Source organism: Brucella anthropi, from assembly GCF_046630315.1.
Taxonomy (GTDB): domain Bacteria; phylum Pseudomonadota; class Alphaproteobacteria; order Rhizobiales; family Rhizobiaceae; genus Brucella; species Brucella anthropi_A.
In genome coordinates, this window is the sequence record NZ_LQBD01000006.1 from 50,463 (window position 1) to 77,006 (window position 26,544).

Below are 26,544 nucleotides of genomic sequence, written 5' to 3' on the forward strand. Positions count from 1 at the left end.
TTGTCAAATCGACACCCGGCCATATGTCAGGGCTAGACCGGCCCCGGACGGCGCCGCGCTTTGGAAAAGTAACCATGAAACTGTGAAGTCTGTGGTCTTCATGGGGACGGACACAAGTTTAGGCTTGCCGCCTCCGGTTAAGGAAGTGTTATTCTTTGGACAAGAATCAGGTTGGAATCGCAACGGAAGAACAGAGGAGGGGCGAACGCATGGCGGACAAGTCTGTGTCAGATGACCAGTTTCACAGCCAGCACGCCTCGGAAGAGCTGGGCGATATCATCGAGGTTTCGGGCCATATCAAGTGGTTCGATGTAGCCAAGGGCTATGGCTTCATTGTTCCGGACCAGCCGGGCCTGAATGATATTCTCATTCATGTGACGGCGCTGCGCCGCGACGGCTTCCAGACCGCGCTGGAAGGCGCGCGCATCGTCTGCGAGGTTCGTCAGGGCGAACGCGGCCTGCAATGTTTCCGCGTGCTGTCGATGGATACGTCGACCGCCGTTCATCCGGCACAGATGCCGCCGCAGCGCACCCATGTGACGGTGACGCCATCGAGCGGGCTGGAGCGTGTGATCGTCAAGTGGTTCAACCGCACCAAGGGTTTCGGCTTCCTCACGCGCGGCGAGGGGACGGAAGATATCTTCATCCATATGGAAACGCTGCGTCGTTTTGGCATGATGGAGTTGCGCCCCGGTCAGGTCGTGCTCATTCGCTTCGGTGAAGGCGACAAGGGGCTGATGGCCGCAGAAATCCATCCGGATATCGGAACGGCTATTCCCGTTTCGCATTGATCCCGGTGCGCCCGTTCGGTACGGGCGGAATTTTCCGATTGTTGTAACAAGCAGGTGAAGGACGCGGTGTGCGGGCCTGCGCGCTCTTGTCGTCATCCTGTCCCGTTGATAGGTTCGCGGCCCGGAGCATTTTCCGCTTCGTCTGTTGTTTTGCGCGCATCGTGTTCGAAAGCCGATGGATATTGTTTGCGATGCGTTCTCGTTTGTATGGGCAGGGTATGGGTCGCATTTTTCTCGCTTTTGCATTTGTTCTGTTCGCCTTCGCCGCGCAGGCCGATGAAACGCAGCCGATGCGGCTGCCGGTCGACAAGGAGCCGCTGACCTTCATCACCGCCAATGGCAACAAGGTGAACTTTGCGCTTGAAGTCGCCGATAGCGATGATGCCCGCGTTCGCGGCCTGATGTGGCGCACGGATTTTCCCAGGGACCGGGCGATGATTTTCGTGTTTGGCGAGATGCGCCGGGTCATGATGTGGATGCAGAATACGCCGCTGCCGCTCGACATGGTCTTCCTTGACGACAGGGGGCGCGTATCGGCCATTCATGAAAATGCGGTGCCATTCTCCGAAAATATCATTTCCTCGGAGGTTCCGGCGGCGTATGTCGTGGAACTTCTGGCCGGTACGGTCAAGCGGGACGGCATAAGGGTTGGCGACAAGGCGATCCACCGCGTGATCTGCGGTGCGTGCAAGTCCTGATCGCAAGACAATGAAATCAAAAGGAATCATCAGGTGAGTGCCCTCGATATCGAATATTTCGAACATGACGGCTTGCGTCTGGCATATCGTCAGGACGGAGAAGGCGATCCGATCCTGCTCATCCACGGCTTTGCGTCTTCCAGCCTCGTCAACTGGGTTTCGCCGGGCTGGTTCCGCACGCTGACCGAAGCCGGATATCGCGTCATTGCCATCGATAATCGCGGGCATGGCCTTTCCGCGAAGCCGCATGATGCGGATGCATACACGCCGACCAGGATGGCGGGGGATTCGGCGGCGCTTCTCGATCACCTCGGGATCGAAAAGGCGCATGTCATGGGCTATTCCATGGGCGCGCGCATTTCGGCATTTCTGGCGCTTGAACATGCCGCGCGCGTTCACAGCGCTGTTTTCGGCGGGCTTGGCATCGGCATGGTGACGGGTGCAGGCGATTGGGAGCCGATCGGCGAGGCGCTGCTGGCCGAAGACCCGACGACGATCACGCATCCGCGCGGGCAGATGTTCCGCAAGTTTGCCGATCAGACAAGGAGCGACCGCATCGCCCTTGCGGCCTGCGTGATCACCTCCAAGGAGCTGGTTCCCGCCGCCGCCATTGCACGCATCATGCAGCCGGTTCTTGTTGCCGTCGGCACGACGGACGATATTGCGGGCAGCGCCCAGGAACTGGCCGATCTTCTGCCCAATGGGCAGGCCGTCGATATTCCGGGCCGCGACCACATGCTGGCGGTTGGCGACAAGGTCTACAAGCAGGCGGTGGTGCGGTTCTTGAAAGAAAACCCGCTTTGAGCGTCTGATCCAAAAGCCGCCATGCCGGACTACAAATGGCGTTTTTCTGCGCTTCCGGTGCTCATGTACGTTTCTTAGCCGCATAGTCTTATCCGAAAAGTCTACAACTTTTCCGGACTATGCTCGGAAGTACACTGCGCTCCGGTTCTCGAAAATCACCATTTTCGCCACGGCCTAGCGCTTTTTGATTCAGACGCTTGGCGCATCTTATGTGAGGCAAGCCGCGCCGATGGGGCGCGTCAAATTCGGCGGTGTCAAGGCAGGTCTTTTTAAGCTATGCTGCGCGCCGAACTCGTATTGCGGTGCCGGGATTGAGCGAAAAGTTCGGCTATCGTCTCGCACGGTGCAAAACTGGAGTATGCATATGTCCGTTCGCACATCAGCGAAAGCGCCTGCCGGTCTGGGGCAGGTCGATCCCATCTGGCATTCCATCCGTGCCGAAGCGGAGGAGGCTGCCAGGAACGATCCCGTGCTGGGGACGTTTCTTTATGCCACGATCCTCAACCAGCCGAGCCTGGAAGATGCGGTCATGCACCGTATTTCCGAGCGTCTCGGCCATGCCGATGTGAGCGCCGATATTCTGCGCCAGACTTTCGATGCGATGCTGGATGCCAATCCGGAATGGTCGCAGATCGTGCGTGTCGATATTCAGGCGGTCTATGATCGCGACCCGGCCTATAGCCGCTTCATGGATCCGATCCTTTATCTGAAAGGATTCCATGCGATCCAGACCCATCGTCTGGCGCATTGGCTTTATCATGAAGGCCGCAAGGATTTTGCCTATTATCTGCAAAGCCGCTCATCCTCGATCTTCCAGACGGATATTCATCCGGCCGCCCGGCTTGGCAGCGGATTGTTTCTCGACCACGCCACGGGGCTTGTGGTGGGCGAAACGGCCTTGATCGAGGACAATGTCTCCATCCTCCATGGCGTCACGCTTGGCGGGACGGGGAAATCGGGCGGCGACCGCCATCCGAAAATCCGCCATGGCGTGCTGATCGGGGCCGGAGCGAAAATTCTCGGCAATATCGAAGTTGGTCATTGCTCCAAGATCGCCGCCGGTTCGGTGGTGCTCAAGCCGGTGCCGCATAATGTGACTGTTGCGGGTGTGCCGGCCCGGATCATCGGCGAGACGGGCTGCGCCGAGCCTTCCCGCGTGATGGATCAGATGCTGGGCGACGGCATTTAGTCCAATCTCCCAAGAAATCGGGCCGCTTGCTGGTCTTCTCCGGCAGGCGGCCTATATGTGCTGCAAGCGGCGATGCGCCGGCCACGCCCCTTGGGATAGTCGATGTCAGGGGTTTACATAAGAAAATGCCGGGTGCAATAAACCGGCTCAATTCAATATCAGGAGAAGCCGGTTGAAACCCGAAGAACTCAAAAAACTGGACGCCTATTTCAAACGGACCTTCAACAATCCCGGCCTTCAGGTGAAGGCGCGCCCGCGCAAGAATGATTCCGCCGAGCTTTACCTCAATGACGAGTTTCTCGGCCTGATCTACAAGGATGAGGACGAGGGCGAACTCTCCTACAATTTCTCGATGGCCATTCTCGACGTCGATCTTTGATCGCTGGCGGCAATCGCGTCCAGAAGGCACGGATGCCCGGCAAAGACTCTTTGGCGCCCTTTCCGATGGAGAGGGCGTTTTATTATCCAGATAGGTCATGACGATAAATGAAGATCATCGCTGCTGTTCTGGCCCTGTCCCTGCCGGCCCTGTCTCTTGCGGCGCGCGCAGAGGTTCTGGGAACCATCGAAACCGCGCAGGACGATGGCTCGCGGTCGGTGATTGAAATCCTCGATGAGCCGCAGGACATCGGGAAATGCGATGGCGCTTATGCCGCCGCTGCCTATGTCGTGGATCGCGATGTTTCCCTTCCTGCGGGAAAAGGCTGCTGGAAGCTTCTCGGATCGGCGGAATTATTGAAGCTCGAAATCGTGCTGACCGCCACGGAGGAACATCTTTTGAGCGCGGTTCCGCTCGGCAAGATCAAGTTTGCCGAAGATGGCCGCTCGAAATTTCAGCATCTCGCGGGTCAATAGGATCAATCGATCTGTTTCGTCTCGTTTCCAAGAAGATGCCCATTGGCAAAGTCGATGACCGCCTTGTCGAGCGTTCTCCACTCGCCGAGCATGGAGGGGGGGAATCGATAGAGAATCTGCAAATTTCGCCCGAACTGGACATCGCGCTCGCATGAATTGAAGCTTTCAGCGGCAGCATCGTCGAGGCAGCGTGCGACAAATTCAGGCTTTCCGGTGCCGGCATCCGACAGAACAAGCTTTTCGCCCTTGTAGCCGCTGCTTTGCAGAAATGCGTGTATCGTCAGCCCCTCGGGACCGGCTTCGCCGTTCGGGTCGATCTGTTCGGCATAGATCGGCAGGTAACGCCCGCTCATGTCGCGGGACATGGTTCTTTCCTCGATCGACATGAAAATGAGGTGCCGTTTCGGGGTCAGGAGATTGAAGATGGCGCGGTCGCGCTCCGTATAGCCGGTGAGGCCGGGCCAGCGGGCATAAAGGTCGAGACGCCCGGTCACACCGTCGCGGCGCTGGCTTGGAAAGCGGATCATATTGGCCGGGATCGACAGGACATTGTTGCCGATCACGACCTCATGGGTGTGCGTGCTATCCGTGTGTCCGCCGCGCGCAATGACCGGGCCAAGCCAGCGCCCGCCGACATTTATGGCGACCGAAAGCAGGGCCAGGGCGAGAACCGCCAACAGCAGCCAGCCGAAAAGGCGGCTTCCCATTCTTGAGACGGTATAGTCTGGTGCTGTTTCCATCCGGCCTGAATGTCATGCTCATGATTATTAAGGGACTATCGGTCTTTTATGGTTAACGGAGCGTGAAGTCGTGCTTGTCGGGCGGTGCAAAACAGCTTAGCGATTCAATATCGAATTTACTGATGGAGGAAGACCATGCCGATCTATGCTTATAACGGGCACAAGCCGCAATTTGCGGACCGCAGCAGCAACTGGATCGCGCCCGACGCGAGCCTGATCGGCAAGATCGTTGTCGGTGAAAATGCCGGTTTCTGGTTCGGCGCCGTCCTGCGCGGCGACAATGAGCCGATCACCATCGGCGACGATACCAATGTTCAGGAACACACCATCATGCATACCGATATCGGCTTTCCGCTGACGGTGGGGAAGGGCTGCACCATCGGGCATCGGGCCATTCTCCATGGCTGCACCGTCGGCGACAATACGTTGATCGGCATGGGCGCCATCGTCCTCAATGGCGCGAAGATCGGAAAGAACTGCCTGATCGGGGCAGGCGCGCTTGTCACCGAAGGCAAGGAAATACCGGATAATTCGCTGGTGGTGGGCTCGCCCGCGCGCGTTCTGCGCGAACTGGACGAGGCTGCGGTCGCAAAGCTCAAACTGTCCGCGGAACATTATGTCGAGAAGGCCCGGTCCTTCATGCGTGGGCTGGAACCGGCCTGAAAAGAAAAAGGACGGGGCCAGAGGGAGACTGGCGGCCCGTCCTTGTCCTGTCAGATAATCAGTTCTTGATGCTGCCGACGAGAAGTTCGCGGCCGCTCTTGATCGAAACCCAGCTGCCGGTATTGGTGGTCGACTGGCGCTTCAGATATGTATAGTCGGTCTTGTTCCAGGCGAGGACGCGGGGATCGAGATTGTCGAGAATGAAGTCGCCGCGGTCGGTGCGAACCGTCAGGACGGCATGGCCTTCGCCGTTTTGCTGGCGAACCACCGTGAAAAGCAGCGTGTTGGCCGGGATGCCGAGCGCCATCAATTCGCGGCGCTTCAAAAGCATGTAGTCGTCGCAATCGCCAACCGTTGTCGGATATTCCCAATATTCCTCGCGGCCCCAGGCTTCCATGTCGGTCATCGGCGCGATCTTTTCGTTGACGCGCGCATTGACCGCAACGATCTCTTTCCAGTTTTCCGGGGTCAGCTTCAGCATGGCGCTGTTGCGGCTGGTGATGTTGCACTCGGACTGGTAGCGCTCGCAGAATTCGTAATGGCCAATCGGCTGCGAGGTGCGCTCGCCGGTGGTCATCCATGGTGAATTGGAGGCGGGGCTTGCCGCCTCCGCCAGTCCTGTTCCAAGCAGCATCAGGATGGCTGCGATGATGGTTTGTCTGGTCATTCTTTTGTCTCCCTGTTGGGGACCAAGATGACTTGGACAATTTGAAGGCACGCAAATTTACGCGCGAAAATGCGAGTCAAATTCGATTAAAACTGCAAATAACGCTGAAACTTTTTGTCAACGAACGGACAAATTCAGGGCAAATCGGGCTGTTTTTACGGCTTTTTTGTGATTGGCCGCATTTTGCGGTTTGCCATTGCGTAACCTTGACGCGCGTTTATCTTTTCAATGGATGCTTTCAGCCGAAAAGATTGTCCAGTGTCGTGCTCGTCTGGATGGTGGCGAACTCGATGGCGAAACCGCCCTGGAAATGACGGACGACAGTTCCCCGGACCGGGCCCAGCATGACGCCGCTCTTGATCGCGGGCCTGAACTCGCTTTCGATGGCCGCGCCGGAAAGCGAAAGGTCGGCAATGCGGCACAGTCTTTGGCTGCCATCGGCAAAAGTGATGTTGTGCAGGGTCTTGCGCGGGGCAACGCGTTCGTGACGGCGATCTTCGGGCAGGGCAAGCTCGTGCTTGTTGGCAAGCCAGGTCAACTGCGCGGAAAGCTTGTCCTTCTTCTGTTCGGAAGTCGACAGGAGAATATGAAACCCCTCCGATGTGATTTCGTTGGCAATGCCCTCGATGCGTCCCACATGGTCGATATAGGCGATGATCCGTTCGCCGTTGCGCGGTGTTGCAATGCCGCTCAACAGCGCGGTTCCCGGCGACATGCGCTTGACGATGCAGGGAAATTCGCTGCGGTTTTCCAGCATGTAGCGGCCATTGAGATCGACATTGACGGCGTTGAAATTTTCCTGCCGCACATTGCCCGCAGAAGATCTGTTCATCACAGCCGATCCATTCCGAATTTTGCCCATTCTTCCTGCAGCGCACATTACATCACGGGCCGATAAAGCGAAATCGCGATTTCAGCCCTGTTTCAAGCCTTGCCGCCCTTGATGAGGCGCAGTTTCGGCGCCGCCTGTTCGTGCGGCCTTGTCAGCCGCATATTTGTCCACGATCTGCCTGTTGCGGGCGCGTTGACCCGGATGGCTGCCGGTTTGTGGATGTCATCTGCGAGAATGAGATCGGGCGCCAGCGGTTCGATCGCATTCAGATGGCCGAGGACGATCGGATCGGCGCCGACCCAGGGAACGCAATCAAGCACGGCGATGCTGCCAAGGAGACTGACCTGCCCGTCCGGCGCTTCAAGCGGGGCGAGGAACATTTCCAGGCCGAGACTGCGCCCGGACATGCTGATTCCCACATGCGAAACGAGGGCAGGGACTTCCAGCCCACTGACATTTTCCGACAATTCCCGAAGGGCTTCCCGGTCGCGTTCGGACCAGAGCGAGAGAAAGCGCGTATTCTTCAGTTCACGCCCGAACAGGGTGCAGATGCCTGTTCCGGCAAGACGAAACGACAGATCGCCGTGTTTGCCGGCTTCAAGGAAGAAGAGGTCGGACAGATGGCGTCCAAGCTTGCGCGGCTCGATCCGTTCGCGCATCGGGGCGCGAAAGGCGCCGCGTTCCGTGCGGGCCAGGCGCTGCCATTCGCTGAAGATCGCGATCGTCGTGCGGTGTTTCATCATGCGCCGTTGATTTGTCGGTTGCACGCGGAGGCGGGCTCCGCTGGTGAACGCATTAAAATAGTATTAACGGCGAGGATGCCAGTTTAACCCTTTCTTCATCCACCGGGCTCGTCCGTTAAGGTTAACAATAAGTAATGGTTGCGCGGCGCTGGAAGACGCGCTTTGATAAGACATCAGACGAAGCCTTTGACTTGGTTATGGTTTTTCTGAGCTCCAGATTTGATTTCGCGAAAGATTTCTGTTCGCGTCAAGGCCGGCCGGGAACCTCCGTCGGCCTTTATTTTTAACGGATTGTGCCCTATCAACAGGCATCGACCCATGCAAACGGCTCCTTCGATCCGATTGCGGTGTTTCGCATAAAAGAGAAGGCAGCAGTTCATGAGCGTTCCCCAGCCGGAAATGAACGGCAGCAACCGCCGGTCGGGCGGCGGCGAGCCGATATTCAACATTCCAGGTGTCGTGATCGCCCTGATCGGCCTGTGCGTCGCGGTCTATGTCTATCAGAACTACCTCATCAGCGAGCAGCAGGACTATGCGTTCATGCTGAATTTCGCGCTCATCCCGGCGCGGTTCTCGCTCGCAGGCGGTTTTACCGATCCGGCAGCGCTTTTCACGCTCATCAGCTATTCCTTCATGCATGGCGGCATTGCCCATATCGTGGTCAACATGATCTGGCTTGCCGCTTTCGGTTCGCCGCTTGCGGGGCGCATCGGCACGGGGCGGATGATCATTTTCTGGATATTCACCGCGGTCATCGCCGGATTGACCCATTATGCGATCTATCCGGAGAGCGTGACGCCGCTGGTGGGCGCTTCGGGCGCGATTTCGGGAATGATGGGGGCTGCTGCGCGCTATGGTTTCCGGCGCATCGGCCATGGGCGCAGATCCGAATTCGCAGGCCCCGTCCTGCCCGTGGGGCTGACCCTGACGCTGAAACCGGTCCTGACCTTTGTGGGTGTCTGGTTCCTGATCAATATCATTACCGGCCTTTACTCGACCGGCGGCGCCGATCTTTCCAGCATCGCCTGGGAAGCGCATATAGGCGGCTTCATCGCCGGGTTTTTCGGGATTCCACTGATGGACCGCCCGCGCAGCTATGACGCTGTGTTGCGGCGATAGGGCCCCGCGCCGGTTCCGGCCCTGACCGGGCCGTCCCCCATTTGATGCCACTTGCCAATCAGACGATCAAAGCGCACCATCATGGAACGTGGTGGGGGGAACTGCGTTCTGGTTCCGATGGCGTTTCCAACGCCGGAAGCAGCGAGTGCTCAATTCTGGAGGAGTTTGGCATGACCGTAAGATCGATTCTCGAGACAAAGGGCAGGGATGTGGTGGTGATCGCGCCTGCCGACACGCTTTCCCATGCCGTCGCCATGTTGAACAAACACAAGATCGGTGCGCTGGTGGTGTGCGACGAGGCCGGTCGAATCAAGGGTATTCTGTCCGAGCGCGATGTGGTGCGCGCCGTGGCTGCGCAGGAAGGCAAGGCCATGAGCATGGCCGTCGCGGATGTCATGACGGCGAAAGTGCAGGTCTGCCGCGAACATCACACGATCAATCAGGTCATGGAAATCATGACGCGCAGCCGCTTCCGCCATATGCCGGTGGAAGAAAGCGGCAAGCTGGTGGGAATCATCTCCATCGGCGACGTTGTGAAACGGCGCATCGAGGATGTGGAGCGCGAGGCGGAGGATATTCGCACCTATATCGCCACGGCTTGAGAGCCGAACGATCCGCTTTTGCCTGTTCTCCCGGATGGAAAGACCCGCCGGGAGAGGCTTTCATAGTCGAATCAGCGAGCGAATCAACGGGCGCGCAAATACCGCTCGGCGGCATAGAGGGAGATTGCAGCCGCATTCGAAACATTGAGCGACTTGATCTCGCCCGGCATGTCGAGGCGGGCAAGCGCGGTCACGGTTTCGCGCGTCTTTTGCCGCAGGCCCTTGCCCTCCGCACCAAGCACGAGAGCGATTCGTCCGCCGGACAAGGTCGCCTCCATTTCCAGCGGCCCTTCCGAATCAAGGCCGATGGTCTGGAACCCGAGGCTATGCAGCTCTTCAATCGCTTCGGCCAGATTGCGCACTTCGATATGCGAGATCATTTCCAGCGCGCCGGAGGCGGCCTTCGCCAGAACGCCGGTTTCCTGCGGGCTGTGGCGGCTTGTGGTGATCAGCGCGCCGGCGCCGAACGCAACGGCGGAGCGCATGATGGCGCCGACATTGTGCGGGTCCGTCACCTGGTCGAGGACGAGAAGCAGCGGGCTGTCCTTCAATTCGGACAGTTTGCGGGCGCGAAGCGGTTCGGCCTCGATCATGACGCCCTGATGCACGGCTTCCGACCCGGTTTCCTTGTCGATATCGCGCGGATCGACGATTTCGACGGGGAAGGGGAGAGATTCGGCCTCTCCGATCTCCAGACGTGCGAATCCGTTGCGCGTGGCGCGCATGCGCAGAATCCTGCGTTGCGGGTTTTCCACGGCGGCGCGGACCGTATGCAGGCCATAAAGGCGCACGGTTCCTTCCGTGACGGCGCTTGCCGGAATCGAAGCACGCTGCGGTTTGCGCGGCGATTTGCCTTCCGCGCCGGCCTTCTGGTCGCGATGCTGGCGGCGCAGGCGCGCATAATGAGAATCTTTTGGTGTGCGGGGCGAATTTTGATCGGTCATGGCGTGCTTATAGCGCTTTGGCGGGGCAGAAGATAGCGGCTTGCCCCGCAAATGCTATCAGGCTGTTCTGATTGCGGAATAATGCGCAAAGCCCGCTAAACCGGGCCTTTCATTCGCTATCGACGGTCAGGCGGAGGCAATGTTTCCACGAGCTTGTGGCCGGACATGCATTCTTTTCGCTTTTACCCTGTTGACAGGGGATAAGCTTATCGTCATAAGGCCCCTCGCGGATCGACGGCTGGCCCAACAGTCAGCCAGAAGCCCCGCGGAAATGCCTAGTCGCTCGACTCTGCTGATAGTGATATCTGGAGGGATGCCCGAGTGGTTAAAGGGGACGGACTGTAAATCCGTTGGCTATGCCTACGTTGGTTCAAATCCAACTCCCTCCACCACTGTCGGATCAGGGTCAAGAGTGCGCGGGTATAGCTCAATGGTAGAGCAGCAGCCTTCCAAGCTGAATACGCGGGTTCGATTCCCGCTACCCGCTCCAAATTTTTCCGAGCGGTTTGGCGTGTAAGGAATCATCGACGGGCGGTTCGCCGTTCCGTTTTGGCATAAATGCTGGCCCGGAAGCCAAACGGCTTTTGTGCTGGCGCTTGAGCGGTTCTAGAACAAAGAGAACAACGGCGATGGCAAAGAGCAAATTCGAACGTACGAAGCCCCACGTTAACATCGGCACGATTGGTCACGTTGACCACGGCAAGACGTCGCTGACGGCGGCGATCACGAAGTTTTTCGGCGAGTTCAAGGCGTATGACCAGATCGACGCCGCTCCTGAAGAGCGCGCCCGCGGCATCACGATCTCGACGGCGCACGTCGAGTACGAAACCGCAAACCGTCACTACGCACACGTCGACTGCCCCGGCCACGCCGACTATGTGAAGAACATGATCACCGGTGCCGCCCAGATGGACGGCGCGATCCTGGTTGTTTCGGCTGCTGACGGCCCGATGCCGCAGACCCGCGAGCACATCCTGCTCGCCCGTCAGGTCGGCGTTCCGGCAATCGTCGTGTTCCTCAACAAGTGCGACCAGGTTGACGATGCTGAACTGCTCGAACTGGTTGAACTGGAAGTGCGCGAACTTCTGTCGAAGTACGACTTCCCGGGCGACGAAGTTCCGATCATCAAGGGCTCGGCTCTTGCTGCTCTGGAAGATTCCTCGAAGGAACTGGGCGAAGATGCCGTCCGCAACCTGATGGACGCCGTCGACAGCTACATTCCGACCCCGGAACGTCCGATCGACCAGCCGTTCCTGATGCCGATCGAAGACGTGTTCTCGATCTCGGGCCGCGGTACGGTTGTGACGGGTCGCGTTGAGCGCGGTATCGTCAAGGTTGGTGAAGAAGTTGAAATCGTCGGCATCAAGGCGACGACGAAGACGACGGTTACCGGCGTTGAAATGTTCCGCAAGCTGCTCGACCAGGGCCAGGCCGGCGACAATATCGGCGCTCTGATCCGCGGCGTTGGCCGTGAAGACGTTGAACGCGGCCAGGTTCTCTGCAAGCCGGGTTCGGTGAAGCCGCACACCAAGTTCAAGGCAGAAGCCTATATTCTGACCAAGGACGAAGGTGGCCGTCATACGCCGTTCTTCACGAACTACCGTCCGCAGTTCTACTTCCGCACGACGGACGTGACCGGTGTTGTCACGCTGCCGGCCGGCACCGAAATGGTCATGCCTGGCGACAACGTCGCCATGGACGTCACCCTGATCGTGCCGATCGCCATGGAAGAGAAGCTCCGCTTCGCTATCCGTGAAGGCGGCCGCACCGTCGGTGCAGGCATCGTCTCCTCGATCATCGAGTAATGATTTCGACTGGCGGTCACGCCGCCAGTCTGGCATTGTAAATGCCGCATAGGGGTATAGCTCAGTTGGTAGAGCGACGGTCTCCAAAACCGTAGGTCGCGGGTTCGAACCCTGCTGCCCCTGCCATTTCGGAACGGGTGCTCATGGCTTGACTGTGGGCGCCCGTTTTCTATATGATGATCCGGGCGGCAATCGATGCCGCCCTGCCTTTTCGATGATGGCGCCGGTTTCAGTTCGGCGACGCCGTCGAAAATGATAATTCCCCGTCGGATTTGTTGGCCGGACGGGGAAGGATCGCCGCCGCACGATTGGATGGTGCGCCGAGTGATATTCGCAAGGATCGGATTTCCGATAAGCCTGTATGGTATTCTTTTAACCTTTGGGCTTGTTTTTTTGGGGAATCGATTCTATGTAGCGTCAACAGACACGCGGCGCGTGGGGCTGATATTACAGCTTTGCGTGCCGTATACGCGTGACTTCAGGCTTTTGATTCGTTTCGACGGGCGGGTCTGGAGAGAGCGCCGGATCAATGACAGAGCGGCAGATGGCATCCAAGACGAATCCGATCACCTTTTTTCAGCAGGTACGCGCCGAAACGGCGAAAGTAACCTGGCCGACCCGGCGTGAAACGGTCATCTCCACCATCATGGTGGTGATCATGGCGTTTCTGGCTGCTGCATTCTTTTTTCTTGCCGACCAGCTTATGGCCTATGGCGTGGAATTTATTCTCGGCCTTGGTCGATAAGTCAGGATTGGGGAGTTTTTAGATGACGGCGCGCTGGTACATCGTTCATGCCTATTCCAATTTCGAAAAGAAGGTCGCCGAGGATATCGAGGCCAAGGCAAAGCAGAAGGGTCTGTCCGAGCTGATCGAACAGATCGTCGTGCCGACCGAGAAGATCGTTGAAGTGCGCCGCGGCCGCAAGGTGGACGCAGAGCGCAAGTTCTTTCCGGGCTATGTGCTGGTTCGCGCAAACCTGACCGACGCCGTCTTTTCGCTTATCAAGAATACGCCGAAAGTCACTGGTTTCCTTGGTGATTCCAAGCCGGTTCCGGTTTCCCAGAAGGAAGTCGACCAGATTCTGAACCAGGTTCAGGATGGCGTCGAACGTCCGAAGACGTCGGTATCCTTCGAGATCGGTGAAAACGTTCGCGTTTCCGACGGTCCGTTCGCCTCGTTCAACGGCATCGTTCAGGAAGTCGATGAAGAGCGCGCGCGTCTCAAGGTCGAGGTTTCCATCTTCGGGCGCGCAACGCCCGTGGATCTGGAATACGGTCAGGTCGACAAGCTCTGATCGTTTGGCCCGCAAGGGCTTCATCCGGGCCGGGTTTCGGGCCGGGTGAACATGGTGGAAGGGAAGGCGGCTTAGCCGGCCGTCGATCTCCGGACCACCGAACTGCCCGCCAGTTGAACTGGCGTCAGTCGAGAGCCGGATTTTCCGGCATGAATCGAGAAAGCCGGATTGTCCGGCAAATTATGAAGGCAGAAAGCAATGGCTAAGAAAATTGCAGGCCAGCTGAAGCTCCAGGTAGCGGCAGGTGCGGCCAATCCGTCGCCCCCGATCGGTCCGGCCCTGGGTCAGCGCGGCATCAACATCATGGAATTCTGCAAGGCGTTCAACGCTGCCTCGCAGGACATGGAAAAGGGTTCGCCGATTCCGGTCGTGATCACCTATTACCAGGACAAGTCCTTCACTTTTGTGATGAAGACGCCTCCGGTGACTTACTTCCTCAAGAAGGCCGCCAACCTCAAGTCCGGTTCGAAGACGCCGGGCAAGGCAAGCGCCGGCACGATCACGCGCGACAAGGTCCGCACGATCGCTGAAGCGAAGATGAAGGATCTGAACGCCGCTGACATTGAAGCAGCGATGCGCATGATCGAAGGTTCTGCCCGTTCGATGGGCCTGGAAGTGGTGGGCTGAGACGATGGCGAAGATTTCCAAGCGCATTAACAAGATCCGCGAAGGCGTCGATCGCAACAAGCTGTACGATCTGTCGGCTGCCATCGGCCTCGTCAAGGAACGTGCTGTCGCCAAGTTCGATGAAACCATCGAGATCGCGATGAATCTCGGCGTCGATCCGCGCCATGCCGACCAGATGGTCCGCGGCGTCGTCAACCTGCCGAACGGCACGGGCCGCACGGTTCGCGTTGCTGTTTTCGCCCGCGGCGACAAGGCTGAGGAAGCCAAGAAGGCCGGCGCCGACATCGTCGGTGCGGAAGACCTGTTCGAAATCGTCAATGGCGGCAAGATCGACTTCGATCGCTGCATTGCAACCCCGGACATGATGCCGCTCGTTGGCCGTCTCGGTAAGGTTCTCGGCCCCCGCGGCATGATGCCGAACCCGAAGGTCGGCACCGTCACCACCGACGTCGCAGCCGCTGTTGCTGCTTCCAAGGGCGGTGCAGTCGAGTTCCGCGTCGAGAAGGCTGGTATCATCCATGCCGGCATCGGCAAGGTCTCCTTCGACAATGCCAAGCTCGAAGAAAACATCAAGGCTTTCGCAGACGCCGTCATCAAGGCAAAGCCGTCGGCTGCCAAGGGTGAATACGTCAAGCGCGTGTCGATTTCCTCGACCATGGGCGTTGGCGTCAAGGTCGATCCGGCAACCGTCAAGGTCGTCGCCTAAGTTTTCAGGGCTCCGGTTCGCCGGGGCCCAAGCCTTTCCGATGGGGAGGCATGGCCGCCAGCCAGTTCTGCGATGCAGGGCGAAAGGCAAGAATTCCGGATCGCAAGATCCGGATAGCCGGATGAAAATCCGGTTATCCTGTCCGAGATTGCAGGCGGATCATCATCTTCGGGTGATAATCCTTAAACATATGGCCTGCATGAGACGTGGAATAACCCTGTTTCGCACGAATGTGCATGCAAGGTTTGAACCGTAGTTGCCTTTGAGTGAAGCCTGTTCGCAGGCGGAGCTGAAGGGGACAGGATCCTCGAACGTCGGACCGGCTGTGAAGTTTGTCCGGCAAAGGCAACCCGGCAGGGCATATGTTGTCCTGTCAACTGGAGAGAGACAGTGGATAGAGCGGAAAAGCGCGAATTTGTCGCGTGGCTGAACGGCGCTTTCAAAGAGTCCGGTTCGGTCGTCGTGGCCCACTATACCGGTCTCACCGTTGCGCAGATGAGCGATCTTCGCTCGAAGATGCGTGATGCAGGTGGGTCCGTTAAAGTCGCGAAAAACCGCCTTGCCAAAATCGCTCTTCAGGGCACGGAATCGGAAGGTATTGCTGACCTGTTTACGGGTCAGACGGTCGTTGCTTATGCAAACGATCCGATCACCGCTCCGAAAGTAGCCGTCGAATTCGCCAAGGCCAACGACAAGCTCGTTATCCTCGGCGGTGCAATGGGTGCAACGACGCTTAACGCCGAAGGCGTCAAGTCGCTTGCTTCGCTCCCGTCGCTCGACGAACTGCGCGCAAAGCTGGTTGGTATGATCCAGACCCCGGCCCAGCGTCTTGCAGTACTTACCAGCGCTCCGGCGGGCCAGATCGCCCGCGTTATCGGCGCGCACGCCCGGAAGAACGAGGCGGCTTAAGGCCGTTTCTCGCTGTCAACAGTTCAAACCTTTATAATAGGAAGTACAAAAATGGCTGATCTCGCAAAGATCGTTGAAGACCTTTCGGCCCTGACCGTTCTGGAAGCCGCTGAGCTGTCCAAGCTTCTCGAAGAGAAGTGGGGCGTTTCGGCTGCTGCTCCGGTCGCTGTTGCTGCTGCCGGTGGCGCTGCCCCTGCTGCTGCTGCAGAAGAAAAGACCGAATTCGACGTCGTTCTCGCTGACGGCGGCGCTAACAAGATCAACGTGATCAAGGAAGTGCGCGCAATCACCGGTCTCGGCCTCAAGGAAGCCAAGGACCTGGTCGAAGGCGCTCCGAAGGCTGTCAAGGAAGGCGCTTCGAAGGACGAAGCTGAGAAGATCAAGGCACAGCTCGAAGCTGCTGGCGCCAAGGTCGAACTCAAGTAAGTTCGGACACTTCTGGCGGATGGTTTTCCATCCGCCAGTTCCCGCCGGACTTTCCCGGTGGGTCGGTTGACTGGAACCCTTTTCCTGAGTGCCGGAACGGCTTTCAGGAAACGGGTTTTAGCCCGTTAAGAGCGCCGCGCATCGGCAACGATGCCAAAGGCTGCTCCGGAAAGTTTGCACATGATCCTTTTCGATCCATCCGATCTGAAGGGGCCGATCTGAAGGACTGTGTGCTCGAAGGACCGCTGAAAGGCGGCGATGATAAAGGCCGCAAGGCGTGAGCAAGCCGCAAGGCTATAGAACGAGGAGCGACGATGGCTCAGACCCATTCTTTCAATGGTCGCAAGCGCGTACGCAAATTTTTCGGCAAGATCCCAGAGGTCGCCGAGATGCCGAACCTTATCGAGGTTCAGAAGGCGTCTTACGACCAGTTCCTTATGGTTGAAGAACCATCCGGCGGGCGTCCTGACGAGGGTTTGCAGGCGGTTTTCAAGTCTGTTTTCCCTATCCAGGATTTCTCCGGCGCTTCCATGCTCGAATTCGTCCGTTACGAATTCGATCCACCGAAGTTCGACGTTGACGAATGCCGCCAGCGCGACTTGACCTATTCGGCGCCGCTCAAGGTGACGCTGCGTCTTATCGTGTTCGATATTGACGAAGATACCGGTGCGAAGTCGATCAAGGACATCAAGGAGCAGGATGTCTACATGGGCGATATGCCGCTCATGACCGACAACGGCACCTTCATCGTCAACGGCACCGAGCGCGTGATCGTTTCGCAGATGCACCGTTCGCCGGGCGTCTTCTTCGATCATGACAAGGGCAAGACCCATTCGTCGGGCAAGCTCCTGTTCGCGGCTCGCGTCATCCCTTATCGCGGTTCCTGGCTCGATATCGAATTCGATTCCAAGGACATCGTCTATGCGCGCATCGACCGCCGCCGCAAGCTGCCGGCAACGACGCTGCTGATGGCGCTTGGCATGGACGGCGAAGACATTCTGTCGACGTTCTACAAGACCGTCACCTATACGCGTGACGGCGACAACTGGCGCATTCCCTATTCGGCTGACCGCTTCAAGGGCATGAAGATCATCTCCGATCTCGTCGATGCGGACACCGGCGAAGTCGTTCTGGAAGCCGGCAAGAAGCTGACCGCCCGTTCGGCCAAGCAGCTTGCCGAAAAGGGCCTCAAGGCCATCAAGGCGACGGAAGACGATCTGTTCGGCTCCTATCTTGCGGAAGATGTCGTCAATTACGCAACCGGCGAGATCTATCTCGAAGCCGGTGACGAAATCGACGAGAAGGTCCTCAAGACCCTGATCGACACCGGCGAAACGGAAATCAACGTTCTCGATATCGACCATGTCAATATCGGCGCCTATATCCGCAACACGCTGGCTGTCGACAAGAACGAGAGCCGCCAGGAAGCCCTGTTCGACATCTATCGCGTCATGCGTCCGGGCGAGCCGCCCACGATGGATTCCGCCGAGGCGATGTTCAATTCGCTGTTCTTCGATGCCGAGCGCTACGATCTTTCGGCCGTCGGCCGCGTCAAGATGAACATGCGTCTGGACCTCGACGCGGAAGACACCGTGCGCGTCCTGCGCAAGGAAGACATCCTGGCCGTGGTCAAGATGCTGGTGGAACTGCGCGACGGTCGCGGCGAAATCGACGATATCGACAATCTCGGCAACCGCCGCGTGCGTTCGGTCGGCGAACTGATGGAAAATCAGTATCGCGTCGGTCTGCTGCGCATGGAGCGCGCGATCAAGGAACGCATGTCCTCGATCGAGATCGACACGGTCATGCCGCAGGACCTGATCAACGCGAAGCCGGCAGCCGCTGCCGTGCGCGAGTTCTTCGGCTCCTCGCAGCTGTCGCAGTTCATGGACCAGACCAACCCGCTTTCGGAGATCACCCACAAGCGCCGTCTTTCGGCTCTTGGACCGGGCGGTCTGACCCGCGAGCGCGCCGGCTTCGAAGTCCGCGACGTGCATCCGACCCATTATGGCCGTATCTGCCCGATCGAAACGCCGGAAGGCCCGAATATCGGTCTCATCAACTCGCTCGCAACCTTTGCCCGCGTCAACAAGTACGGCTTCATCGAAAGCCCGTACCGCAAGGTTGTCGACGGCAAGGTGACGAACGACGTTGTCTATCTGTCGGCCATGGAAGAAGCCAAGCACTCGGTCGCGCAGGCTAACGTCGAGCTGGACGAGCAGGGCGGTTTCGTTGACGAATTCGTCATCTGCCGTCATGCGGGCGAAGTGATGATGGCGCCGCGTGAAAACGTGGACCTGATGGACGTGTCGCCGAAGCAGCTCGTTTCGGTTGCCGCGGCTCTCATCCCGTTCCTGGAAAACGACGACGCCAACCGCGCTCTCATGGGCTCGAACATGCAGCGTCAGGCTGTGCCGCTCGTGCGCGCTGAAGCGCCGTTCGTCGGCACGGGCATGGAACCGATCGTCGCCCGCGATTCCGGCGCCGCCATTGCGGCGCGCCGCGGCGGTATCGTCGATCAGGTCGATGCAACGCGTATCGTCATCCGTGCGACCGAAGATCTCGATCCGTCCAAGTCGGGCGTCGATATCTATCGCCTGATGAAGTTCCAGCGTTCGAACCAGAACACCTGCATCAACCAGCGTCCGCTCGTGCGCGTTGGCGATCGCATCCATAAGGGTGACATCATCGCCGACGGTCCGTCGACGGATCTGGGCGATCTGGCTCTCGGCCGCAACGTGCTCGTCGCGTTCATGCCGTGGAACGGCTACAACTACGAAGATTCGATCCTTCTTTCCGAGAAGATCGTTTCGGACGACGTGTTCACCTCGATCCATATCGAGGAATTCGAAGTTGCCGCCCGCGACACCAAGCTTGGACCTGAGGAAATCACCCGCGATATTCCGAACGTTTCGGAAGAAGCGCTGAAAAACCTCGACGAAGCCGGTATCGTCTATATCGGTGCCGAAGTGCATCCTGGCGACATTCTCGTCGGCAAGATCACGCCGAAGGGCGAAAGCCCGATGACGCCGGAAGAAAAGCTTCTGCGCGCCATCTTCGGTGAAAAGGCATCGGATGTCCGCGACACCTCCATGCGCATGCCGCCCGGAACCTACGGTACGGTTGTGGAAGTTCGCGTTTTCAATCGCCACGGCGTTGAAAAGGACGAACGCGCCATGGCGATCGAGCGCGAGGAAATCGAGCGTCTCGCCAAGGACCGTGACGACGAACAGGCGATCCTGGACCGCAACGTCTATGGCCGTCTGGCCGACATGATCGATGGCAAGGTTGCCGCAGCCGGTCCGAAGGGCTTCAAGAAGGGCACGGCGATCACCCGTGAACTGATGACCGAATATCCGCGGTCGCAGTGGTGGCAGTTCGCCGTCGACGACGAGAAGCTCCAGGGCGAACTCGAAGCGCTCCGCAGCCAGTACGACGATTCCAAGAAGCTGCTCGAAGCACGCTTCATGGACAAGGTCGAAAAGGTACAGCGCGGCGACGAGATGCCTCCGGGCGTCATGAAGATGGTCAAGGTCTTTGTCGCTGTGAAGCGCAAGATCCAGCCAGGCGACAAGATGGCTGGCCGTCACGGCAACAAGGGTGTGGTTTCGCGCATTCTGCCGGTGGAAGACATGCCGTTCCTCGAAGACGGTACGCATGCCGACATCGTGTTGAACCCGCTCGGCGTTCCAAGCCGCATGAATGTGGGCCAGATTCTGGAAACCCACCTCGGCTGGGCATGTGCCGGCATGGGCAAGAAGATCGGTGAGCTCATCGACGTTTATCGCAAGACGGCCAATATCCAGCCGCTGCGCGAAACGCTGGAGCACATCTATCCCGACAACGACCGCAACGAGCCGGTCCGGTCTTATGACGACGATTCCGTCCTCATGCTGGCCAACCAGGTGAAGCGCGGCGTGTCGATCGCAACGCCGGTCTTCGACGGTGCGGTGGAAGCCGACATCAATGCGATGCTGACGGATGCCGGACTTGCAACGTCGGGTCAGTCGACGCTTTACGATGGCCGTACGGGTGAGCCGTTCGACCGTCAGGTGACCATGGGCTACATCTATATGCTGAAGCTCCACCACCTGGTCGACGACAAGATCCACGCGCGTTCGATCGGACCTTACTCGCTCGTCACGCAGCAGCCTCTGGGCGGCAAGGCCCAGTTCGGCGGCCAGCGCTTCGGCGAAATGGAGGTCTGGGCTCTGGAAGCATATGGTGCGGCCTACACGCTGCAGGAAATGCTGACCGTCAAGTCGGACGACGTTGCGGGCCGTACCAAGGTCTACGAAGCGATCGTGCGCGGCGACGACACGTTCGAAGCGGGCATTCCGGAGAGCTTCAACGTTCTCGTCAAGGAAATGCGTTCGCTCGGCCTCAATGTCGAGCTGGACGATACGCGCGACGCGGAACAGCCAGCCCTGCCGGACGCGGCGGAATAAACATCGAGGCGCGCCATGGTATCGCCGTGGCGCGCCCGTATTGTCAGTTAAGAACTGAATAATACCGCGATTTCTTTTCAGGATGGCAAGGGTTTTCAGCTTGTCATCGACGACACAGGGCGACGGATCGCCCTCAAGGAGAACGGCATGAACCAAGAGGTCATGAATCTTTTCAATCCTCAGGCTCCGGCACAGACGTTCGATTCCATCAGAATCTCGATTGCCAGCCCTGAGAAGATTCTGTCCTGGTCATACGGCGAGATCAAGAAGCCGGAGACGATCAACTACCGTACGTTCAAGCCTGAACGCGATGGTCTCTTCTGCGCGCGCATCTTCGGCCCGATCAAGGACTATGAATGCTTGTGCGGCAAGTACAAGCGTATGAAATACAAGGGCATCATCTGCGAAAAATGCGGCGTGGAAGTCACGCTCTCGCGCGTTCGCCGCGAGCGCATGGGCCATATCGAACTCGCTGCCCCGGTTGCCCACATCTGGTTCCTGAAGTCGCTGCCAAGCCGCATCGGCACGCTGCTGGACATGACGCTCAAGGATATCGAGCGCGTCCTGTACTTCGAGAACTACATTGTCACCGAACCGGGCCTGACCTCGCTGAAGGAGCATCAGCTTCTTTCGGAAGAGGAATATATGATCGCCGTCGATGAATTCGGCGAAGATCAGTTCACGGCCCTGATCGGCGCTGAAGCTATCTATGAGCTTCTGGCTTCGATGGAACTCGAAAAGATCGCCGCCGACCTGCGCGTCGATCTGGCCGAGACGACCTCGGACCTGAAGCAGAAGAAGCTTATGAAGCGTCTGAAGATCGTCGAGAACTTCCTGGAGTCGGGAAACCGCCCGGAATGGATGATCATGAAGATCGTTCCGGTGATCCCGCCGGACCTGCGCCCGCTCGTGCCGCTGGATGGCGGTCGTTTCGCGACGTCGGATCTGAACGATCTCTATCGCCGCGTCATCAACCGCAACAATCGTCTGAAGCGCCTGATCGAACTGCGCGCGCCGGGCATCATCATCCGCAACGAAAAGCGCATGCTGCAGGAAGCTGTCGATGCGCTGTTCGATAACGGCCGTCGCGGCCGCGTCATCACCGGCGCCAACAAGCGTCCGCTGAAGTCGCTGTCCGACATGCTCAAGGGCAAGCAGGGCCGCTTCCGTCAGAACCTGCTCGGCAAGCGCGTCGACTATTCCGGTCGTTCGGTCATCGTGACCGGCCCGGAACTCAAGCTGCACCAGTGCGGCCTGCCGAAGAAGATGGCGCTCGAACTGTTCAAGCCGTTCATCTATGCCCGCCTTGACGCCAAGGGTTACTCCTCGACCGTCAAGCAGGCAAAGAAGCTGGTTGAAAAGGAACGTCCGGAAGTCTGGGATATCCTCGATGAAGTGATCCGCGAGCATCCGGTGCTGCTCAACCGCGCGCCGACGCTGCACCGTCTGGGCATCCAGGCCTTCGAACCCACCCTGATCGAAGGCAAGGCCATCCAGCTGCATCCGCTCGTCTGTACAGCGTTCAACGCCGACTTCGACGGCGACCAGATGGCCGTCCACGTTCCGCTGTCGCTTGAAGCCCAGCTTGAAGCCCGCGTGCTGATGATGTCGACCAACAACATCCTGCATCCGGCCAACGGCGCGCCGATCATCGTTCCGTCGCAGGACATGGTTCTCGGCCTCTATTATCTGTCCATCGTGGCGGAGAAGGAGCCCGGCGAGGGCATGATGTTCGCCGATATGGGCGAGTTGCAGCATGCGCTTGAAAACAAGGTCGTCACGCTGCACACCAAGATCAAGGGCCGCTTCAAGTCGGTCGATGCCGAAGGCAAGCCGGTGTCGAAGATCTACGACACGACGCCTGGCCGCATGATCATCGGCGAGCTTCTGCCGAAGAACGTCATGGTGCCGTTCGACATCTGCAATCAGGAGATGACCAAGAAGAACATCTCCAAGATGATCGACCACGTCTACCGCCATTGCGGTCAGAAAGAGACGGTTATCTTCTGCGATCGCATCATGCAGCTCGGCTTCGCCCATGCCTGCCGCGCGGGCATCTCCTTCGGCAAGGATGACATGGTCATTCCGGACACGAAGGCGAAGATCGTTGCCGACACCGAAGCGCTCACGACCGAATATGAACAGCAGTACAATGACGGCCTGATCACACAGGGCGAAAAGTACAACAAGGTCGTCGACGCCTGGGGCAAGGCCACCGACAAGATCACCGAAGAGATGATGGCGCGCCTGAAGGCCGTCGAATTCGATCCGGTGACCGGTCGCCAGAAGCAGATGAACTCGGTCTACATGATGTCGCATTCGGGTGCCCGCGGTTCGGTCAACCAGATGCGTCAGCTTGGCGGCATGCGCGGCCTGATGGCCAAGCCGTCGGGTGAAATCATCGAGACCCCGATCATCTCGAACTTCAAGGAAGGCCTGACCGTGAACGAGTACTTCAACTCGACCCACGGCGCCCGCAAGGGTCTGGCAGACACCGCCTTGAAGACGGCCAATTCGGGCTACCTGACTCGCCGTCTCGTTGACGTTGCACAGGATGCGATCATTTCGGAAGTCGATTGCGGCGCCGAAATCGGTCTCACCATGCAGCCGATCGTCGATGCCGGCCAGATCGTGGCTTCCATCGGCCAGCGCGTTCTGGGCCGCACGGCCCTCGATCCGATCCTGCATCCGGCAACCGGCGAAGTCATCGTCGAAGCCGGCCGCATGATCGAGGAAAAGGACGTCGAGATCATCGAGAAGGCCGGTATCCAGTCGATCCGCATCCGTTCGGCCCTGACCTGCGAAACCCGCAACGGCGTTTGCGCCAAGTGCTATGGTCGCGACCTTGCACGCGGTACGCCGGTCAACCAGGGTGAAGCGGTCGGCGTTATCGCCGCGCAGTCGATCGGCGAGCCGGGCACCCAGCTCACCATGCGTACCTTCCACCTGGGCGGCACCGCACAGGTCGTCGACAGCTCCTATCTCGAAGCGTCGTATGAAGGCACCGTCAAGCTGCGCAACCGCAATGTGGTTCGCAACTCCGATGGCAACCTCGTGGTGATGGGCCGTAACATGGCTGTCCTGATCCTCGATGCGACGGGCAAGGAACGTGCGGTCCATCGCGTGACCTACGGTTCGCGTCTGTTCGTGGACGAGGGCGACACGGTCAAGCGCGGCCAGCGCATTGCCGAGTGGGACCCGTATACCCGTCCGATCATGACCGAAGTCGAAGGCTATGTTGAGTTCGAAGATCTCGTCGATGGCCTGTCGGTTTCGGAAACGGCCGACGAGTCGACCGGCATCACCAAGCGCGTCGTCATCGACTGGCGTTCGACCCCGCGCGGTTCGGATCTCAAGCCTGCCATGGTCATCAAGGACAAGGCCGGCAAGATCCTTAAACTGTCGAAGGGTGGCGATGCCCGCTTCCTGCTCTCCGTGGAATCGATCCTTTCGGTCGAGCCCGGCGCGCATGTGAAGGCCGGCGACGTTATCGCCCGTCTGCCGATGGAAAGCGCCAAGACCAAGGACATCACCGGCGGTCTGCCGCGCGTGGCCGAACTGTTCGAAGCCCGTCGTCCGAAGGATCACGCCATCATCGCCGAGATCGATGGTACGGTCCGCTTCGGCCGCGACTACAAGAACAAGCGCCGCATCATCATCGAGCCGAACGACGAAACGATCGAGCCGGTCGAGTATCTCATTCCGAAGGGCAAGCCGTTCCATCTTCAGGACGGCGACGTCATCGAAAAGGGTGAGTACATCCTCGACGGCAACCCGGCGCCGCATGACATTCTGGCGATCAAGGGCGTCGAAGCTCTGGCTTCGTATCTCGTGAACGAAATCCAGGAAGTCTATCGCTTGCAGGGCGTTTTGATCAACGACAAGCACATCGAAGTGATTGTCCGTCAGATGCTGCAGAAGGTGGAAATCACGGAATCCGGCGATACGGGCTATATTCCGGGCGACCACGTCGACCGCATCGAGCTGGAAGAGATCAACGAGCGTCTTATCGAAGAAGGCAAGAAGCCGGGCTCCGGCAACCCTGTCCTCCTCGGTATCACCAAGGCTTCGCTGCAGACGCCTTCGTTCATCTCGGCGGCGTCGTTCCAGGAAACGACCCGCGTTCTCACCGAAGCTGCGGTTGCCGGCAAGATGGACACGTTGCAGGGTCTGAAGGAAAACGTCATCGTCGGCCGTCTCATCCCGGCCGGTACCGGTGGCATGACCAACCAGATCCGTCGCATCGCAACCGCGCGCGACGAACTGATTATCGACGAGCGCCGCAAGACTTCCGGTTCTGCCGAAGCCAATGCGATGCTGGTCGACATGACCAACAACGCTGCCGAATAAGACCGGCAGATATGAAACTGAAAAAGGCCGCCTTTCGGGGCGGCCTTTCTGTTTCCAACGCAGGATAAAAAAGAGCCGGTCGGAACCGGCACTTTCTTTCTGATCCTTACTCTTCCTCTTCGTCGTCGCCGTCGAATTCGATCAGCGCGACTTCACCGGAAAGCGCCGTCGCCCAGGCGCTCTTGTGCGGTTCTTCTTCCGGTTCTTCGGTGAGCGTGCCCATCTCCAGAAGTTCGGCTTCATGATAGCCTTCTTCGGCAAGAATGCTGAGAACGGTCTGGACGAGATCTTCATTCTCATCCGATTTCAGGAGCAGGTGCACTTCGACCGGGGATTCTTCACCCTCGTTCCAGACATCGGCAATGACCAGATGGACGGTTGGCGAATCGTCGCCGTTTGTTGTGGACGTGGATGACATTGAGAAACCCTTAATATTGTGTTGCGTTTCGACTCGGATGTGCTTCAATAGCCTGAGCTGAGTGGCTGCGCCATGCTTGCATAAGAAAATGACGGTTTTGATCGCGAAATATGTGCGAATAGACGTCAAATGCGGCGCAACAACATGTCCGGCCGCAACCAAAACGCCGGTTTTAGGACCTCTGTTGAAGAAACTTGAGCCGCTGCCCTTGACGAAAGGCTGCTAAAGACGTATCAGCAGCCCATCTGAGCCGATGTGAGACAGGCTTTTTCGGGACGACGCGTCCTGAAGTTCATCTCAAACAGGGTTCGTTTTACGATCGAAATGCAACTTGCCGTTCGCATGAAGCGTCAGCTTCCTCTGCTTTTGTTCGGGGTGGCCACCGGTTGACGAGGGCTGACTCCGAATTTGCGCATGAGCATGCCGGTGAAACGGCCCTTTGGGGCGTGGATACGAGATTTTTTAAAGAGGAAGGTTGTATGCCAACCGTAAACCAGCTTATCCGCAAGCCGCGCATTGCGCCGGTAAAGCGTAATAAGGTTCCTGCATTGCAGGCAAACCCTCAGAAGCGCGGCGTTTGCACCCGCGTTTACACGACGACCCCGAAGAAGCCGAACTCGGCTCTGCGTAAGGTTGCCAAGGTTCGTCTGACGAACGGCTTCGAAGTCATCGGTTATATCCCTGGTGAAGGGCATAACCTGCAGGAGCACTCCGTCGTCATGATCCGCGGCGGTCGTGTGAAGGACTTGCCGGGTGTGCGTTACCACATCATCCGCGGCGTTCTCGACACCCAGGGCGTCAAGAACCGCAAGCAGCGCCGCTCCAAGTACGGTGCAAAGCGTCCGAAGTAAGATTTTCCGGGGATACCGGTCGCCGGAAGGCGAGCTGAGCCCGATGTAATTGAAAGAAGAGA

At 58.5% G+C, this 26,544-nt stretch carries 25 protein-coding genes and 3 tRNA genes; 22 read left to right on the forward strand and 6 right to left on the reverse strand.

Translation table 11 applies throughout. The features are described from left to right. Positions 1-209 precede the first annotated feature (209 nt). The 6 genes from AVM02_RS04330 (at position 210) to AVM02_RS04355 (ending at position 4,337) form a co-directional block, all read left to right on the forward strand. Entirely contained in the window at positions 210-791 is a 582-nt protein-coding gene (locus AVM02_RS04330; protein ID WP_411505792.1) for a cold-shock protein, read from the forward strand. 218 nt (positions 792-1,009) lie between these two features. After that, positions 1,010-1,489 (forward strand): DUF192 domain-containing protein, encoded by a 480-nt coding sequence (locus AVM02_RS04335; RefSeq protein WP_411505881.1) that lies wholly within the window; start codon positions 1,010-1,012, stop codon positions 1,487-1,489. Between the two features lie 33 nt (positions 1,490-1,522). Continuing rightward, positions 1,523-2,293, forward strand: a complete 771-nt coding sequence (locus tag AVM02_RS04340) for an alpha/beta fold hydrolase (protein WP_411505793.1) — start codon at positions 1,523-1,525, stop codon at positions 2,291-2,293. 364 nt (positions 2,294-2,657) lie between these two features. Then, positions 2,658-3,482: a serine O-acetyltransferase gene (cysE, locus tag AVM02_RS04345; protein WP_411505794.1), complete on the forward strand. Its 825-nt coding sequence runs from the start codon at positions 2,658-2,660 to the stop codon at positions 3,480-3,482. Between the two features lie 172 nt (positions 3,483-3,654). Then, a complete protein-coding gene (locus AVM02_RS04350; RefSeq protein WP_104755827.1) occupies positions 3,655-3,861 on the forward strand; it encodes a DUF3126 family protein in 207 nt (68 codons plus the stop codon). Positions 3,862-3,968: 107 nt separating this feature from the next. After that, on the forward strand, positions 3,969-4,337 hold the full coding sequence (locus AVM02_RS04355) for a hypothetical protein (protein WP_411505795.1): 369 nt from the start codon (positions 3,969-3,971) through the stop codon (positions 4,335-4,337). Between the two features lie 2 nt (positions 4,338-4,339). On the opposite strand, the gene AVM02_RS04360 is transcribed toward AVM02_RS04355, so the two are convergent. Further along, a complete protein-coding gene (locus AVM02_RS04360) occupies positions 4,340-5,077 on the reverse strand; it encodes a hypothetical protein (RefSeq protein ID WP_411505796.1) in 738 nt (245 codons plus the stop codon). Positions 5,078-5,212: 135 nt separating this feature from the next. Here AVM02_RS04360 and AVM02_RS04365 point away from each other — a divergent pair, with 135 nt between their 5' ends. Next, entirely contained in the window at positions 5,213-5,740 is a 528-nt protein-coding gene (locus AVM02_RS04365; protein WP_411505797.1) for a gamma carbonic anhydrase family protein, read from the forward strand. A 58-nt stretch (positions 5,741-5,798) separates the two neighbouring features. On the opposite strand, the gene AVM02_RS04370 is transcribed toward AVM02_RS04365, so the two are convergent. The 3 genes from AVM02_RS04370 to AVM02_RS04380 form a co-directional block, all read right to left on the reverse strand. Continuing rightward, on the reverse strand, positions 5,799-6,407 hold the full coding sequence (locus AVM02_RS04370; RefSeq protein WP_411505798.1) for a transglutaminase-like cysteine peptidase: 609 nt from the start codon (positions 6,405-6,407) through the stop codon (positions 5,799-5,801). Positions 6,408-6,645: 238 nt separating this feature from the next. Further along, positions 6,646-7,239 carry a PilZ domain-containing protein gene (locus AVM02_RS04375; protein ID WP_411505799.1) on the reverse strand — a complete coding sequence of 198 codons (594 nt, stop codon included), beginning with the start codon at positions 7,237-7,239 and terminating at the stop codon, positions 6,646-6,648. 92 nt (positions 7,240-7,331) lie between these two features. Further along, positions 7,332-7,979, reverse strand: a complete 648-nt coding sequence (locus AVM02_RS04380) for a PAS domain-containing protein (protein ID WP_411505882.1) — start codon at positions 7,977-7,979, stop codon at positions 7,332-7,334. Positions 7,980-8,360: 381 nt separating this feature from the next. Between AVM02_RS04380 and AVM02_RS04385 the strand changes: the two genes are divergently transcribed. Both AVM02_RS04385 and AVM02_RS04390 read left to right on the forward strand, forming a co-directional pair. Then, positions 8,361-9,101: a rhomboid family intramembrane serine protease gene (locus AVM02_RS04385; RefSeq protein WP_411505800.1), complete on the forward strand. Its 741-nt coding sequence runs from the start codon at positions 8,361-8,363 to the stop codon at positions 9,099-9,101. A 170-nt stretch (positions 9,102-9,271) separates the two neighbouring features. Further along, positions 9,272-9,703 (forward strand): CBS domain-containing protein, encoded by a 432-nt coding sequence (locus tag AVM02_RS04390; RefSeq protein WP_411505801.1) that lies wholly within the window; start codon positions 9,272-9,274, stop codon positions 9,701-9,703. A gap of 83 nt (positions 9,704-9,786) precedes the next feature. Here AVM02_RS04390 and rlmB read toward each other — a convergent pair whose 3' ends face one another. Next, positions 9,787-10,647: a 23S rRNA (guanosine(2251)-2'-O)-methyltransferase RlmB gene (gene rlmB, locus AVM02_RS04395; protein WP_411505802.1), complete on the reverse strand. Its 861-nt coding sequence runs from the start codon at positions 10,645-10,647 to the stop codon at positions 9,787-9,789. A 307-nt stretch (positions 10,648-10,954) separates the two neighbouring features. Between rlmB and AVM02_RS04400 the strand changes: the two genes are divergently transcribed. The 12 genes from AVM02_RS04400 to rpoC all read left to right on the forward strand — a co-directional run bounded on the left by AVM02_RS04400 (position 10,955) and on the right by rpoC (position 25,213). Beyond that, positions 10,955-11,039, forward strand: a tRNA-Tyr gene (locus AVM02_RS04400). A gap of 24 nt (positions 11,040-11,063) precedes the next feature. Next, a tRNA-Gly gene (locus AVM02_RS04405) sits at positions 11,064-11,137 on the forward strand. Between the two features lie 139 nt (positions 11,138-11,276). After that, on the forward strand, positions 11,277-12,452 hold the full coding sequence (gene tuf, locus AVM02_RS04410; RefSeq protein ID WP_411505803.1) for an elongation factor Tu: 1,176 nt from the start codon (positions 11,277-11,279) through the stop codon (positions 12,450-12,452). A 50-nt stretch (positions 12,453-12,502) separates the two neighbouring features. Beyond that, positions 12,503-12,578 (forward strand) — tRNA-Trp (locus AVM02_RS04415). Between the two features lie 418 nt (positions 12,579-12,996). Beyond that, positions 12,997-13,197: a preprotein translocase subunit SecE gene (gene secE, locus AVM02_RS04420; protein WP_002964376.1), complete on the forward strand. Its 201-nt coding sequence runs from the start codon at positions 12,997-12,999 to the stop codon at positions 13,195-13,197. A gap of 22 nt (positions 13,198-13,219) precedes the next feature. Next, positions 13,220-13,747, forward strand: a complete 528-nt coding sequence (nusG, locus tag AVM02_RS04425) for a transcription termination/antitermination protein NusG (protein WP_411505804.1) — start codon at positions 13,220-13,222, stop codon at positions 13,745-13,747. A 198-nt stretch (positions 13,748-13,945) separates the two neighbouring features. Further along, positions 13,946-14,374, forward strand: a complete 429-nt coding sequence (gene rplK, locus AVM02_RS04430; RefSeq protein WP_411505805.1) for a 50S ribosomal protein L11 — start codon at positions 13,946-13,948, stop codon at positions 14,372-14,374. Between the two features lie 4 nt (positions 14,375-14,378). Then, positions 14,379-15,080 (forward strand): 50S ribosomal protein L1, encoded by a 702-nt coding sequence (gene rplA, locus AVM02_RS04435; protein ID WP_411505806.1) that lies wholly within the window; start codon positions 14,379-14,381, stop codon positions 15,078-15,080. A gap of 390 nt (positions 15,081-15,470) precedes the next feature. Continuing rightward, complete coding sequence (gene rplJ / locus AVM02_RS04440; RefSeq protein WP_411505807.1) at positions 15,471-15,989, forward strand: 50S ribosomal protein L10; 519 nt, start codon at positions 15,471-15,473, stop codon at positions 15,987-15,989. A 51-nt stretch (positions 15,990-16,040) separates the two neighbouring features. Further along, a complete protein-coding gene (rplL, locus tag AVM02_RS04445; RefSeq protein ID WP_006467038.1) occupies positions 16,041-16,415 on the forward strand; it encodes a 50S ribosomal protein L7/L12 in 375 nt (124 codons plus the stop codon). A gap of 314 nt (positions 16,416-16,729) precedes the next feature. Continuing rightward, positions 16,730-20,863: a DNA-directed RNA polymerase subunit beta gene (gene rpoB, locus AVM02_RS04450; protein ID WP_411505808.1), complete on the forward strand. Its 4,134-nt coding sequence runs from the start codon at positions 16,730-16,732 to the stop codon at positions 20,861-20,863. 147 nt (positions 20,864-21,010) lie between these two features. Further along, positions 21,011-25,213, forward strand: coding sequence for a DNA-directed RNA polymerase subunit beta' (gene rpoC, locus AVM02_RS04455; RefSeq protein ID WP_411505809.1), 4,203 nt, complete (start codon positions 21,011-21,013; stop codon positions 25,211-25,213). A 106-nt stretch (positions 25,214-25,319) separates the two neighbouring features. Here rpoC and AVM02_RS04460 read toward each other — a convergent pair whose 3' ends face one another. Further along, on the reverse strand, positions 25,320-25,631 hold the full coding sequence (locus AVM02_RS04460) for a hypothetical protein (protein WP_411505810.1): 312 nt from the start codon (positions 25,629-25,631) through the stop codon (positions 25,320-25,322). A 479-nt stretch (positions 25,632-26,110) separates the two neighbouring features. Here AVM02_RS04460 and rpsL point away from each other — a divergent pair, with 479 nt between their 5' ends. After that, a complete protein-coding gene (gene rpsL, locus AVM02_RS04465) occupies positions 26,111-26,482 on the forward strand; it encodes a 30S ribosomal protein S12 (protein ID WP_006471111.1) in 372 nt (123 codons plus the stop codon). The last annotated feature ends 62 nt before the right edge of the window (positions 26,483-26,544 follow it).

Coding starts and splice junctions, on each gene's coding strand:
- AVM02_RS04385 (WP_411505800.1), top strand. CDS start 8,361: ATGAGCGTTCCCCAGCCGGAAATGAACGGCAGCAACCGCCGGTCGGGC.
- AVM02_RS04355 (WP_411505795.1), top strand. CDS start 3,969: ATGAAGATCATCGCTGCTGTTCTGGCCCTGTCCCTGCCGGCCCTGTCT.
- rplL (WP_006467038.1), top strand. CDS start 16,041: ATGGCTGATCTCGCAAAGATCGTTGAAGACCTTTCGGCCCTGACCGTT.
- rpoC (WP_411505809.1), top strand. CDS start 21,011: ATGAACCAAGAGGTCATGAATCTTTTCAATCCTCAGGCTCCGGCACAG.
- AVM02_RS04330 (WP_411505792.1), top strand. CDS start 210: ATGGCGGACAAGTCTGTGTCAGATGACCAGTTTCACAGCCAGCACGCC.
- rpoB (WP_411505808.1), top strand. CDS start 16,730: ATGGCTCAGACCCATTCTTTCAATGGTCGCAAGCGCGTACGCAAATTT.
- AVM02_RS04375 (WP_411505799.1), bottom strand. CDS start 7,239: ATGAACAGATCTTCTGCGGGCAATGTGCGGCAGGAAAATTTCAACGCC.
- AVM02_RS04460 (WP_411505810.1), bottom strand. CDS start 25,631: ATGTCATCCACGTCCACAACAAACGGCGACGATTCGCCAACCGTCCAT.
- rplA (WP_411505806.1), top strand. CDS start 14,379: ATGGCGAAGATTTCCAAGCGCATTAACAAGATCCGCGAAGGCGTCGAT.
- rplK (WP_411505805.1), top strand. CDS start 13,946: ATGGCTAAGAAAATTGCAGGCCAGCTGAAGCTCCAGGTAGCGGCAGGT.
- AVM02_RS04360 (WP_411505796.1), bottom strand. CDS start 5,077: ATGGAAACAGCACCAGACTATACCGTCTCAAGAATGGGAAGCCGCCTT.
- AVM02_RS04370 (WP_411505798.1), bottom strand. CDS start 6,407: ATGACCAGACAAACCATCATCGCAGCCATCCTGATGCTGCTTGGAACA.
- AVM02_RS04380 (WP_411505882.1), bottom strand. CDS start 7,979: ATGAAACACCGCACGACGATCGCGATCTTCAGCGAATGGCAGCGCCTG.
- nusG (WP_411505804.1), top strand. CDS start 13,220: ATGACGGCGCGCTGGTACATCGTTCATGCCTATTCCAATTTCGAAAAG.
- rpsL (WP_006471111.1), top strand. CDS start 26,111: ATGCCAACCGTAAACCAGCTTATCCGCAAGCCGCGCATTGCGCCGGTA.
- AVM02_RS04335 (WP_411505881.1), top strand. CDS start 1,010: ATGGGTCGCATTTTTCTCGCTTTTGCATTTGTTCTGTTCGCCTTCGCC.
- rlmB (WP_411505802.1), bottom strand. CDS start 10,647: ATGACCGATCAAAATTCGCCCCGCACACCAAAAGATTCTCATTATGCG.
- tuf (WP_411505803.1), top strand. CDS start 11,277: ATGGCAAAGAGCAAATTCGAACGTACGAAGCCCCACGTTAACATCGGC.
- AVM02_RS04365 (WP_411505797.1), top strand. CDS start 5,213: ATGCCGATCTATGCTTATAACGGGCACAAGCCGCAATTTGCGGACCGC.
- AVM02_RS04390 (WP_411505801.1), top strand. CDS start 9,272: ATGACCGTAAGATCGATTCTCGAGACAAAGGGCAGGGATGTGGTGGTG.
- cysE (WP_411505794.1), top strand. CDS start 2,658: ATGTCCGTTCGCACATCAGCGAAAGCGCCTGCCGGTCTGGGGCAGGTC.
- secE (WP_002964376.1), top strand. CDS start 12,997: ATGGCATCCAAGACGAATCCGATCACCTTTTTTCAGCAGGTACGCGCC.